At 71.4% G+C, this 12,370-nt stretch carries 11 protein-coding genes; all 11 read left to right on the top strand.

The genetic code is table 11. The features are described 5' to 3' along the window. Positions 1 to 47: 47 nt before the first annotated feature. The 11 genes from rpsD (at position 48) to ACWFNE_RS11255 (ending at position 12,241) form a co-directional block, all read left to right on the top strand. Positions 48 to 674, top strand: a complete 627-nt coding sequence (gene rpsD, locus ACWFNE_RS11305) for a 30S ribosomal protein S4 (protein ID WP_452122517.1) — start codon at positions 48 to 50, stop codon at positions 672 to 674. Between the two features lie 131 nt (positions 675 to 805). Continuing rightward, on the top strand, positions 806 to 1,180 hold the full coding sequence (locus ACWFNE_RS11300; protein WP_452122516.1) for a DUF948 domain-containing protein: 375 nt from the start codon (positions 806 to 808) through the stop codon (positions 1,178 to 1,180). Beyond that, positions 1,180 to 1,548: a hypothetical protein gene (locus ACWFNE_RS11295; RefSeq protein WP_452122515.1), complete on the top strand. Its 369-nt coding sequence runs from the start codon at positions 1,180 to 1,182 to the stop codon at positions 1,546 to 1,548. The genes ACWFNE_RS11300 and ACWFNE_RS11295 overlap by 1 nt, the downstream gene beginning before the upstream one ends. A 110-nt stretch (positions 1,549 to 1,658) precedes the next feature. Further along, the gene (alaS, locus tag ACWFNE_RS11290) at positions 1,659 to 4,367 is read left to right on the top strand and encodes an alanine--tRNA ligase (RefSeq protein WP_452122514.1); all 2,709 of its coding nucleotides are present in this window, start codon (positions 1,659 to 1,661) and stop codon (positions 4,365 to 4,367) included. A 1-nt stretch (position 4,368) separates the two neighbouring features. Continuing rightward, positions 4,369 to 4,995 (top strand): Holliday junction resolvase RuvX, encoded by a 627-nt coding sequence (gene ruvX / locus ACWFNE_RS11285; RefSeq protein ID WP_452122513.1) that lies wholly within the window; start codon positions 4,369 to 4,371, stop codon positions 4,993 to 4,995. Continuing rightward, entirely contained in the window at positions 4,988 to 6,139 is a 1,152-nt protein-coding gene (gene mltG / locus ACWFNE_RS11280; RefSeq protein ID WP_452122512.1) for an endolytic transglycosylase MltG, read from the top strand. Before ruvX ends, mltG begins: the two co-directional genes overlap by 8 nt. Then, positions 6,136 to 7,038, top strand: coding sequence for a shikimate dehydrogenase (locus ACWFNE_RS11275; RefSeq protein ID WP_452122511.1), 903 nt, complete (start codon positions 6,136 to 6,138; stop codon positions 7,036 to 7,038). The genes mltG and ACWFNE_RS11275 overlap by 4 nt, the downstream gene beginning before the upstream one ends. Positions 7,039 to 7,158: 120 nt before the next feature. Beyond that, positions 7,159 to 8,832, top strand: a complete 1,674-nt coding sequence (locus ACWFNE_RS11270) for a GspE/PulE family protein (RefSeq protein WP_452122510.1) — start codon at positions 7,159 to 7,161, stop codon at positions 8,830 to 8,832. Positions 8,833 to 9,296: 464 nt separating this feature from the next. After that, positions 9,297 to 10,463, top strand: coding sequence for a type IV pilus twitching motility protein PilT (locus tag ACWFNE_RS11265; protein ID WP_452122509.1), 1,167 nt, complete (start codon positions 9,297 to 9,299; stop codon positions 10,461 to 10,463). After that, positions 10,463 to 11,686, top strand: a complete 1,224-nt coding sequence (locus tag ACWFNE_RS11260) for a type II secretion system F family protein (protein WP_452122508.1) — start codon at positions 10,463 to 10,465, stop codon at positions 11,684 to 11,686. The genes ACWFNE_RS11265 and ACWFNE_RS11260 overlap by 1 nt, the downstream gene beginning before the upstream one ends. A 150-nt stretch (positions 11,687 to 11,836) precedes the next feature. Then, complete coding sequence (locus tag ACWFNE_RS11255; protein WP_452122507.1) at positions 11,837 to 12,241, top strand: prepilin-type N-terminal cleavage/methylation domain-containing protein; 405 nt, start codon at positions 11,837 to 11,839, stop codon at positions 12,239 to 12,241. Positions 12,242 to 12,370: the final 129 nt, after the last annotated feature.

Below are 12,370 nucleotides of genomic sequence, written 5' to 3'. Positions count from 1 at the left end.
GAGTCTCCGCGTCGGGTGTGACGTCTACAACGACAGGAAGTACGTCTGTGAGCAGTGTGACCCGCTCGCGTCGCCAGGTGCGCCTCTCGCGCGCCCTCGGCCTCGCGCTGACGCCCAAGGCCGTCAAGCACTTCGAGAAGCGCCCCTACCCCCCGGGCGAGCACGGCCGCGCGCGCCGTCGGACCGAGTCCGACTACGCCGTCCGTCTCCGGGAGAAGCAGCGTCTGCGTGCGCAGTACGCGCTCCGCGAGAAGCAGCTCGCCCGTGCGTACGAGGACGCCCGCAAGGCCCCGGGCCTGACCGGTGAGGCGCTCGTCGAGAACCTCGAGACGCGTCTCGACGCGCTCGTCCTGCGTGCCGGCTTCGCCCGCACGATCCTCCAGGCCCGCCAGGTCGTCGTGCACCGTCACGTGCTCGTCGACGGCAAGATCGTGGACCGCCCGTCGTTCCGCGTGAAGCCGGGCCAGACGCTCCAGGTCAAGCCGAAGAGCCAGGCCACGGTGCCGTTCCAGGTCGCCGCCGCCGGTGCGCACCGCGACGTCCTGCCGGCCGTCCCGGGCTACATCGACGTCCAGCTCGAGAAGCTGAGCGCCGTCCTGGTCCGTGCGCCCAAGCGCGCCGAGGTCCCCGTGACCTGCGAGGTCCAGCTCGTCGTCGAGTACTACGCGCGCTGACACCCGCACGCATCGCAGCACCTCAGCGCCCCGCGCGTGCCGAACCCGGCGCACGCGGGGCGCTGTGCTGTCCGGGTAGGGTTTCGCAGGTTCGGGCGCTCGCCCGGCCACCACTGTTCGGGAGGGCCTCCATGTCGGTCGGAGACGTCGCAGGACTCGTCGCGGCGATCGCGTTCGTGCTGCTCGTCGGGGTCCTCGCGGTCCCGCTGGTCAAGCTCGGCCGGACCTTCGACCAGGCGAGCGCGTCGCTGCGCGAGATCACCGAGCACACGCTGCCCGTGATCGACGAGACGGCGACGGTGGTCGCGTCGACCAACAGCCAGCTCGAGCGGGTCGACACGATCACGACGTCCGCGGCGCAGGTGTCCGCGAACGTCTCGGCGCTCACGTCGCTGTTCGCCGCGACGGTCGGCGGGCCGATGATCAAGGTCGCCGCGTTCTCCTACGGCGTGCGCCGCGCGCTGTCCGGGCTGGGCGCGAGCGCGAAGGCGTCGAGGACCCGCTGATGCGGCGCCTGTTCTGGGTCGCCGTCGGTGCGACCGTGACGCTCGTGGTGGTGCGCCGTGCGCGGGACGTCGTGACCGGGTACCTGCCGGCCGGGACGGGCGGGGCGCTCGGCGTCGTGGACCAGGTGACGACAGCGGCCCGCACGGTGCGCGCCGAGTTCCTCGCGGGGCTCGCGGAGCGCGAGGCGCAGCTCACGCACGACCTGGTCGGCGACGTCGACGTGGACGCGCTGCGCGAGGAGCGGGCTCGCCGTCGCGACGCCGAGGCCACGACGCAGGGAGCCGCGCCGCGGCGCGCCGCGCACCGACGGCCCGCGACCGAGGACCCGGACGACGCCGACGGGGACCTGCCCTACTCGTTCTACTGACAGCACGCGCGTCAGCCGCGGAACAGCCCGCGGCGCGCGCACGCTGAACCTGACAGCACCACCGCCGGCCGTGAGCCGGCACCGACACACGACGAGCACCCGAGGACACCATGCGTACCGCCGAGATCCGCCAGCGCTGGCTCGACTACTTCGAGGGCCGCGGGCACACCGTCGTCCCGTCGGCCCCGCTCATCTCGCCCGACCCGTCGACGCTGTTCGTCATCGCGGGCATGGTGCCGTTCATCCCGTACATGCTCGGCGAGCAGACCGCGCCGTGGCCGCGCGCCACGAGCGTGCAGAAGTGCGTGCGCACGCTCGACATCGAAGAGGTCGGCAAGACGACCCGGCACGGCACGTTCTTCCAGATGAACGGCAACTTCTCGTTCGGGGACTACTTCAAGGAAGGCGCGATCACCTACGCGTGGGAGCTCGTCACGGGCTCCACCGCGGACGGCGGGTTCGGCTTCGACCCCGAGACGATCTGGGTGACCGTCTACCACGACGACGACGAGGCGGCCGCGCTCTGGAAGCACATCGCCGGCCTGCCCGACGAGCGCATCCAGCGCCGTGGCATGAAGGACAACTACTGGTCGACGGGGGCGCGCGGCCCGGCGGGTCCGTGCTCGGAGATCTACGTCGACCGGGGGCCGGAGTACGGCGCCGAGGGCGGCCCCGTCGTCGACGAGGACCGCTACATCGAGATCTGGAACCTCGTCTTCATGCAGTACGAGCGCGGCGACGGCGGCGGCAAGGAGGACTTCCCGATCCTCGGGGAGCTCCAGCAGAAGAACATCGACACCGGCATGGGGCTCGAGCGGGTCGCGTACCTGCTGCAGGGCGTCGACAACATGTACGAGATCGACGAGGTCTTCCCGGTCATCCAGGCGGCGCAGGAGCTCTCGGGCCGCCGCTACGGCGCCGAGCGCGACGACGACGTCCGCATGCGCGTCGTCGCCGACCACGTCCGCAGCAGCCTCATGCTCATGGGCGACGGCGTCACGCCGTCCAACGAGGGCCGCGGCTACGTGCTCCGGCGCCTGCTGCGCCGTTCGGTGCGCGCGATGCGCCTGCTCGGCGTCGAGGACCTCGCGCTGCCGACGCTCCTGCCGGTGAGCAAGGACGCGATGAGCCCGTCCTACCCCGAGCTCGCGGAGCGGTTCGACCGCATCAGCAGCGTCGCGTACGCGGAGGAGGACGCGTTCCGCCGCACGCTCGCGGCCGGTACGACGATCCTCGACACCGCCGTGCGCACCGTGAAGTCGCAGGCCGGGGGAGACGCGCCGACGGCGGCGCCGCTGCTGTCGGGCGAGCAGGCGTTCCAGCTGCACGACACCTACGGCTTCCCGATCGACCTGACGCTCGAGATGGCCGCGGAGCAGGGCGTCTCGGTCGACGAGACCGCGTTCCGCTCGCTCATGCAGGCCCAGCGCCAGCGCGCCCGCGCGGACGCGCTCGCCAAGCGGGCGGGCCGCGCGGACACCGCGGCCTACCAGGAGCTGCACCAGACGCTGAGCAGCGAGACGTCCGGTCCGGTCGAGTTCCTCGGGTACACCGACACCACGTCGCGCTCGCGCGTCGTCGGCCTCCTCGTCGACGGCGTCCCCGCACCCGCGGCGACGGCGCCGGCCGACGTCGAGGTCGTCCTCGACCGCACGCCGTTCTACGCGGAGTCGGGCGGCCAGCTCGCCGACCAGGGCACGATCCTGCTCGACGGCGGTGCGCGCATCGAGGTGGACGACGTCCAGGCGCCCGTCAAGGGGCTCTCGGTGCACCACGGCCGCCTCGTGGACGGCACGGTCACGTTCGGCGAGGCCGGCACCGCGACGATCGACGTGGTGCGTCGCAAGGCGATCAGCCGCGCGCACACCGCGACGCACATGGTGCACAAGGCGCTGCGCGAGGCGCTCGGCGACACCGCCACGCAGGCCGGTTCCGAGAACGCCCCGAGCCGCATCCGGTTCGACTTCCGGTCGAGCGCCGCGGTGCCCGCCGGAGCGCTGTCCGAGATCGAGGAACGCGTCAACACCCAGCTCGCGGAGGACCTCGACGTGACCGACCAGGTCATGCCGATCGCGGAGGCGCGCGCGCTCGGCGCGATGGCGCTGTTCGGTGAGAAGTACGGCGACCGGGTGCGCGTCGTCTCGATCGGCGGGGACTGGTCGCGCGAGCTCTGCGCCGGGACGCACGTGCGCCGCTCGGGCCAGCTCGGGCTCGTGACGCTGCTCGGCGAGTCGTCGATCGGCTCGGGCGTCCGCCGCGTCGACGCGCTCGTCGGCGACGGCGCGTACGGGTTCCAGGCGAAGGAGCACGCGCTCGTCGGCCAGCTCTCCGGCCTGCTCGGCGCGCGTCCCGACGAGCTCGGGGACCGCGTGTCGTCCCTGCTCACGCGGCTCAAGGAGTCGGAGAAGGAGCTCGCGGCGCTGCGGCAGGCACAGGTCCTCGCCGGGGCGGGTGCCCTGGCGTCGGGTGCGACCGAGGTCGGCGGCGTCCGGGTCGTCGCGCACGACGCCGGCGAGGTGTCCTCCGCCGACGACCTGCGCTCGCTCGTGCTCGACGTCCGGGCCCGGCTCGGCGAGTCCGGGCCGGCGGTCGTCGCCGTCGGAGGGGTCGCCAAGGGCCGCCCCGTCGTGGTCGTCGCGACGAACGCTGCGGCGCGCGAGCGCGGCGTGCGTGCCGGGGCGCTCGTGAAGGCGGCCTCGGGCGTGCTCGGCGGTGGTGGCGGCGGCAAGGACGACCTGGCGCAGGGCGGCGGCACGGACCCGAGCCGGCTCGGTGCCGCCCTCGACGGCCTGCGGGCCGAGATCGGCGCGGCGGCCTAGGGTGCTGCCGGACACCCCCGCACCGGTCACGCGCGGGAGCAGGCTCGGCGTCGACGTCGGCAGCGTCCGCGTCGGGCTGGCCGCCAGCGACCCCGACGGGCTCATCGCGACACCGGTCGACACCGTGCCGCGCGACACCCGCCGGCCGGCCCCCGGCGCGCTCCCGGGGGACGTGCGGCGCATCGCGGCGGAGGCGGAGGAGCGTTCGGCCGCTGTCGTGTATGTCGGACTTCCGCGACACCTCTCGGGCGCCGAAGGTGCCGCATCGGAGGCCGCGCGCGCGTACGCTGTGGTGCTGGCGCAGGCCGTCGCACCCGTCCCGGTGCGGCTGGTCGACGAGCGGATGAGCACGGTGTCCGCCCATCAGGCGCTGCGCGCGTCCGGTCGGGCCGGGCGCAGCCACCGGCAGGTCGTCGACCAGGCGGCCGCGGTGGTGATCCTGCAGACCGCGCTGGACGCGGAGCGGGTCACGCATGCACGGGCGGGGGAACGGGTCGACGCCGACCCGCCGGTGGTCGCGCGTGACGCGGGTGGCTGCGGGGACGGACGGACGAGACTGCAGGACGGTGCAGATGAGCGGCACGACGGACCGACGAGCCAGGGATCGGAGGGAAGAGAACGTGAGTGACCTCTTCCTCGGCGCACCGACGCAGAGCGCGAGCGAGCCCGCCGCGTCGCGACGTGCCCGGCAGCGCGGCAAGGCCCGCAAGGCCAAGGAGCGCCGCAAGCGCCGCCGCCGCAGCATCGTCGTGATCGTCATGGCGCTGGCCCTCGTGCTCGGTGCCGGCTACGTCGTGTGGAGCGTGGTCGGACCCATGCTGTCGAACGGCGGCGGCGAGGAGACGGTCAGCGACTACCCCGGCCCCGGCAGCGGCGAGGTCCAGGTCGCCGTCGCCCAGGGCGACACGGGCGGTGCGATCGGCCAGAAGCTCGTGGACGCGGGCGTCGTCGCGACGACGAGCGCCTTCACGTCGGCGTTCACCGCGAACCCCGACGCCCCGAGCATCCAGCCGGGCACGTACACGCTGCAGCTGCAGATGAAGGCGAGCGACGCGGTGGCGGCGCTCCTCAACACGGCCAACCGCGTGTCGCTCAAGGTCACGGTGGCCGAGGGTCTCTCGCGCGCCGAGATCTTCACGCGGGTCAACGAGGTCACCGGGATCCCGGTCGCCGACCTCGACGCCGCGATCGCCGACCCGGCTGCCGGCCTCCCGGCCGAGGCGGGCGGCAACGCCGAGGGCTGGCTGTACCCCGCGACGTACCAGATCGAGCCGGGCGCGACCGCGGCGAGCGTCGTCAAGCAGATGGTCGACCAGACGATCGGTGTCCTCACCGCGAAGCAGATCCCGCGCGAGCAGTGGGAGGACGTCCTCATCCGCGCCTCGCTCGTCGAGCGGGAGGCGCGCCGGGACGAGGACCGCGGCAAGATCGCGCAGGCGATCCAGAACCGGCTCGACAAGGACATGATCCTGCAGATCGACGCGTCGCTCGCGTACGGCCTGGGCAAGCCGGGGACCGGTCTGACCACCGCCGACAAGAGCGTCGACAGCCCGTACAACCTCGAGGAGAACACGGGGCTGCCGCCGACGCCCATCGCGTCGCCCGGCGAGAAGTCGATCGACGCGGTGCTGTCGCCGACGCCCGGTCCGTGGATCTTCTGGGTCGCGATCAACCTCGACACCGGCGAGACGCTGTTCTCGGAGACCTACACCGAGCACCAGGAGAACGTCGCGCTCCTGCGGCAGTGGCAGAAGGAGAACCCCACCTCGTGACGCACGTGCACGGAGCCGACGGCGCCGGCCGCCGGGCGGCCGTGCTCGGGCACCCGGTCGCGCACTCGCTGTCCCCGGTGCTGCACCGGGCCGCGTACGGGGCGCTGGGGCTCGACGGCTGGCGCTACGACCCGGTCGACGTGACCGAGGACGCCCTCGCCGCGTTCGTCGGCGCGCTCGACGCGTCGTGGGCGGGCCTGAGCCTGACGATGCCCCTCAAGCAGACGGTGCTGCCGCTGCTCGACCACGTCGAGCCGCTCGCCGGCGTCGTCGGCGCGGTGAACACGGTGCTCGTGCAGCCCGCGCGCGGCACCCCGGTGCTCACGGGTGCCAACACCGACGTGTACGGCCTCGTCACGGCGCTGGGCGAGGCCCTCGCCCCCGACGCACCGGCCCCACGGCGGACCGCGGCGGTGCTCGGCGGCGGGGCCACGGCGGCGTCGACGCTCGCGGCGCTCGCCCAGCTCGGCTGCACGACGCCGGTGGTGTACGTCCGCTCGCTCGCGCGCGTGGGCGGGCTCATGCGCGCCGCGCACCGGATGGGCGTCGAGCCGCGGTACGCGCTCCTCGACGTCGCCGCGCGCGAGGTTCCCGGCGCCGACCTCGTCGTCTCGACCCTGCCGAACCGGGCGGCGGACGGTCTCGCGGTCCAGCTCGACGGCTTGGCCGTCGACGGCGTGCTGCTCGACGTCGCGTACGACCCGCGCCCGACGGCGCTGTCCGTCGCGTGGCAGCGGGCCGGTGGTGCCGTCGTCGGGGGAGAGCGGATGCTGCTGCACCAGGCGGTCGAGCAGGTCCGGCTCATGACCGGGCTCGCCGGTCCCGTCGCGGCGATGGACGAGGCGCTGCAAGCGGCGCTCGGCGTCCCCGTACACCCCGCCGCTCCCTCGAAGGGCTGACGGAGCGGGGCTCGTCACACGTTCGGCTGCACGGACTCCTCACGGGTCGCCGTGTACGTGCCGATAAGTCCTCCGGGCACGTACGCGCACCTGGGCGCGCCCGCGACGAGAGGACGACCCGTGAAGCAGCTCGGCGAGATCTTGCTGGACGAAGGCCTCGTCACGGAGTCCCAGCTGATGGCGGCGATCGACGAGCAGATGGCCCGCGGGCAGTCGCTCGGGCGCACGCTCGTGGAGATCGGGATCCTCTCGGAGGGCCAGCTCGTCAAGGCGCTCGCGCGTCAGGTGGGCATGGACTTCATCGACCTCGACGAGTACCCGGTGGACCGCTCGGCGGTCAGCGTGGTCCCCGCGGCGCTGTGCCGGCGTTACACGGTGCTGCCCGTCGGGTTCGCGAACGGGTCGCTCGTGCTGGCGACCGCCGACCCCGGCAACGTCGTCGCGGTGGACGACGTCCGGACGATGTCCGGGCTGCGCGTCACGCCGGTGGTCGCCACGTACGACAACCTCATGCGCGCGATCGACCGGTTCTGCCGCGCCGACGGCGAGATGGAGGACCTCTCCTCGGCGTTCGAGGAGGAGAAGCCGTCGAACGAAACCGACCTGTCGAAGGTCGGGGAGTTCGTCGACGACGACGCGCCGATCGTGCGCTACGTCAACCTCCTCGTCACGCAGGCGATCACCGACCGGGCGTCGGACATCCACATCGAGCCGAGCGAGCACGACCTGCGGGTCCGCTACCGCATCGACGGCGTCCTGCACGAGATGCAGCGGTCGCCCAAGCAGATCACGAGCGGCGTGATCAGCCGCGTGAAGATCCTCAGCGACATCGACATCGCGGAGCGGCGCAAGCCTCAGGACGGTCGCATGTCCGTCACGCACAACGGTCGCAAGATCGACCTCCGCGTGGCGACGCTGCCCACCGTGTGGGGCGAGAAGATCGTCATGCGCATCCTCGACAACTCGACGGCGAGCCTCGACCTCCGGGACCTGTCTTTCCTCGACGAGAACTACGCGACGTACCACGAGGCGTTCACCAAGCCCTACGGGATGATCCTGGTCACCGGCCCGACGGGGTCGGGCAAGTCGACCACGTTGTACGCGACGCTCAACGCGGTGTCGAAGCCGGAGATCAACGTCATCACGGTCGAGGACCCGGTCGAGTACCGGCTGCCTGGCATCAACCAGGTCCAGGTCAACCCGAAGGCCGGGCTCACCTTCGCCGGTGCGCTGCGCTCGATCCTGCGCTCGGACCCGGACGTCGTCCTGCTCGGTGAGATCCGCGACCACGAGACCGCACAGATCGCGATCGAGGCTGCCCTCACGGGTCACCTCGTCCTGTCGACGCTGCACACCAACGACGCTCCGAGCGCGATCACGCGCCTCATCGAGATGGGCATCGAGCCGTTCCTCGTCGGGTCCGCCCTCGACGCCGTCGTCGCCCAGCGGCTCGCGCGCAAGCTGTGCGACAAGTGCAAGGAGCTCTACGAGCCCTCGCCGACCGAGCTCGTCGCCGCCCGGTTCCCGTGGGTCGACGGCGAGCCGATTCCGGAGCTGTTCCGGCCGGTCGGGTGCGTGTCGTGCTCGAAGACGGGGTACCGCGGACGGATCGCGCTCCACGAGGTGATGCGGGTGACCGAGGATGTCGAGCGCCTGGCTGTCTCGCACGCGTCGGCCGCGGACATCGCGGCGACCGCGCGCAAGCAGGGAATGATCCAGCTCCGCGACGACGGCTGGCAGAAGGTCGTGATGGGACGGACGTCGCTCGAGGAGATCCTGCGCGTCGTGGCCTGACCGGGCACCCCTCAAGTGGCCGAGCACGACGGCCGATAGCAGTCGCAGGACACATCACACGCACCGACGTGAAGGCGGACCCCGTGAGCAACACCTTCCCTGCCCCCAGCGGGGGTCAGTGGACGCCCGTGCCGGCGCCCTCCCCGCACCCGGAGCCGGCGCCGACACCGACCGGGTTCCCGGCCGTGCCTCCCGGTGCGCACGCGGACGGCTCGCGTGCGCCGTCGAGCTCGCCCCGCCGTGCTGCGGCGGCCGCGCCCCTGCCGCCGTACGTGCCCTCGCCGCACAACGCGCCCCCGGCGCCGAGCGGACTCCCGACGCACGCCGCTCCGCCGACGTACGCGGCCGGAGGTCACCCGGCGCCGGCCGCCCCGCCGGTCCAGGCTCCGCCGGTCCCGGCACCTGCTCCGGCGAGCGCCCGCCCCGCCGCCGGGCCGCGTTCCGCGCCACCGTCGCGGGTGCGCATGACTCAGGAGGCGCAGGCCGAGGATGTGCGGCTCGACGCCGTGCTGCTGGAGATGGTGGGCACCGGCTCGTCCGACCTCCACCTGACGGCGGGGTCCCCACCGATGATCCGGCTCGACGGCAAGCTCCGGCCCATGGAGGGCTTCGAGGTCGTCACGCCCGATTCGCTGCGCCGCACCTTGTACTCGATCTTGACGCAGAAGCAGCGTGAGGTCTTCGAGGCGGAGCTCGAGCTCGACTTCGCGTACGCGGTGCGGGGTCAGGCGCGGTTCCGCGTCAACCTGTACCAGCAGCGGGAGTCCATCGGCGCCGCGTTCCGTGTCATCCCGTACGAGATCAAGCCGCTCGAGAAGCTCGGCGTCCCGCAGGTCGTCAGCGCGTTCGCCGGGTTGCCGCGCGGACTCGTGCTCGTCACCGGGCCGACGGGTTCCGGGAAGTCGACCACGCTCGCCGCGGTCGTCGACCTCGCGAACCGCACGCGCGAGGACCACATCATGACCGTCGAGGACCCCATCGAGTTCCTCCACCGGCACAAGCGCTCGATCGTCAACCAGCGCGAGGTCGGGGCGGACACGCACTCGTTCGCGCGTGCCCTCAAGCACGTGCTGCGGCAGGACCCGGACATCATCCTCGTCGGTGAGATGCGTGACCTGGAGACGATCTCGGTGGCGCTCACCGCCGCGGAGACCGGTCACCTCGTGTTCGCCACTCTGCACACCCAGGACGCGGCCCAGACGATCGACCGCATCATCGACGTGTTCCCCGAGGGTCAGCAGTCACAGGTGCGCACCCAGCTGTCCGGTGTCATCCAGGGCGTCGTCTGCCAGACGCTGTGCAAGCGCTCGAGCGGCAAGGGCCGAGTGGTGGCGACCGAGATCATGGTCGCGACCCCGGCGATCCGGAACCTCATCCGTGAGGGCAAGACCCACCAGATGTACTCGGCGATGCAGGCCGGCGCGGAGCACGGGATGCACACGCTCGACCAGCACCTCGCCGAGCTCGTGAAGACGGGGAAGATCACCTACGAGGTGGGGCTCGAGAAGGCGCACCACGTCGAGGACTTCAACAAGCTCACCGGTCGCACGACGCGCATGAACCAGGGCGCTGCTGCGCTGCAGATGAACGGCATGCAGGGCGCGCCTGCACCGATGAGTGGAGGCATGTGATGGCCGCTCGTACCTACCAGTACTCCGTCCGCGGGCACGACGGCAAGGTCGCGAAGGGAAAGATCGAGGCCAACGACGAGGTCGCGGTCGCGAACCGGCTCCGGACGATGGGCCTCGCGCCCATCGCGATCGCCGAGGTCAGCACGACCGGCATGCAGCGGGAGATTTCCATCCCGGGCTTCGGCGAGCGCGTGACCATGAAGGACCTCGCGGTGATGTCACGTCAGATGGCGACGATGATCTCCGCGGGCTTGTCGCTGCTCCGCACGCTCACCATCCTCGCGGACCAGACCGAGTCGAAGCCGCTCGCCAAGGTGCTCGGGCAGACACGCAGCGACGTCGAGACGGGTGTGTCGCTCTCCGACTCGCTCGCGCGCAACAAGGACGTCATCCCGCCGCTCATGATCAACATGATCCGCGCCGGCGAGGTGGGCGGCTTCCTCGAGGAGTCGCTGCTGTCGATCGCCGACAACTACGAGGCCGAGGTCAAGCTCCGCGCACAGATCAAGTCGGCGATGACCTATCCCGTCATGGTGTTCATCATGGCGATCCTTGCCGTGATCGGGATGCTGCTGTTCATCGTCCCGATCTTCAAGCAGATGTTCGAGGACCTCGGCGGGCAGCTGCCCTGGGCGACGCAGATCCTGGTCGTGCTCTCCGGGGTCATGAAGTGGCTCGCGCCGCTCCTGCTCGTCGTCACCATCGCTTTCTCTTTCTGGTGGCGGAAGCACAAGAACGACCCCGGGATCCGCGCGAAGGTGGAGCCGGCGACGCTCAAACTGCCGATTTTCGGACCGTTGTTCCAGAAGGTCGCGATCGCCCGTTTCACCCGGAACTTCGGCACGATGCTCGGAGCCGGCGTGCCGATCCTGCAGGCGCTCGACATCGTGGGCGAGACGAGCGGCAACTGGGCGATCGAACGGGCGGTCAAGGACGTCCAGGAGAGCGTCCGCACGGGTCAGTCGCTGTCCGGACCGCTGTCGAAGCACCCTGTCTTCCCCTCGATGGTCGTCCAGATGGTCGCCACGGGTGAGGACTCGGGCGCGCTCGAGGGGATGCTCAAGAAGATCTCGCAGTTCTATGACGAGGAGGTCAGCTCGACCACGGAGCAGCTCACCTCGCTCATCGAGCCCCTCATGATCGCGATCCTCGGCGTCATCGTCGGCGGCATGATCGTCGCCCTCTACATGCCGATCTTCTCGATCTTCACGCTCGTCGAGTAGAGCGCCTCGGCCGGACGGGTGAACCCGAGGATTCCCTCGAACGGCTCATTAAGGTGCGGCACCGCCCGGACGATGAACTGGGTGTAGCACAACCCGCACCGGCCCGCCGGGGCGCTTCACCCGTAAACTCGAACCTGGAAGAGGCACACAATGAACGCTCGCATTCGCGCCACGATGGAGAAGCGGCAGCGCGGGGAGAAGGGCTTCACGCTCATCGAGCTCCTCGTCGTCGTCATCATCATCGGCATCCTCGCCGCGATCGCCATCCCGGCGTTCCTGAAGCAGCGCGAGAAGGCCTGGGCCTCGCAGGTCGTCTCCGACGTCAAGAACGCGTCCACGGCCGCCGAGGCGTACGCGACGGAGCACGACGGGCTGTACACGGGCCTGACGCTGCAGCTCCTCAAGGACAACGGCTACAGCGCCACGACGGGCGTCACGATCGCCCCGACGCCGGCCGCGGACGGCAAGACCTACACGCTCGCGGGTACGAGCTCGAAGGTCTCCGGCACGTGGACCTACAACAGCACGACCGGGGTCACCACCAAGACCACCTGATCCTGATCCACCAGCACGACGAGGTGGGGGGGGGCGGCCCCGGGGGGTACCCCCACCCCTCTTCCCCCCCACCACCTTCCCCGAAGGGTGCACCCCACTCCAGCACCCCGCCAACCACCCCGCCCCAGC

The sequence above is a fragment of the Cellulomonas sp. NPDC055163 genome (assembly GCF_053607065.1).
Note: the sequence above shows the minus strand (reverse complement) of the source record. Positions and strands in the feature narration are given on the sequence as shown.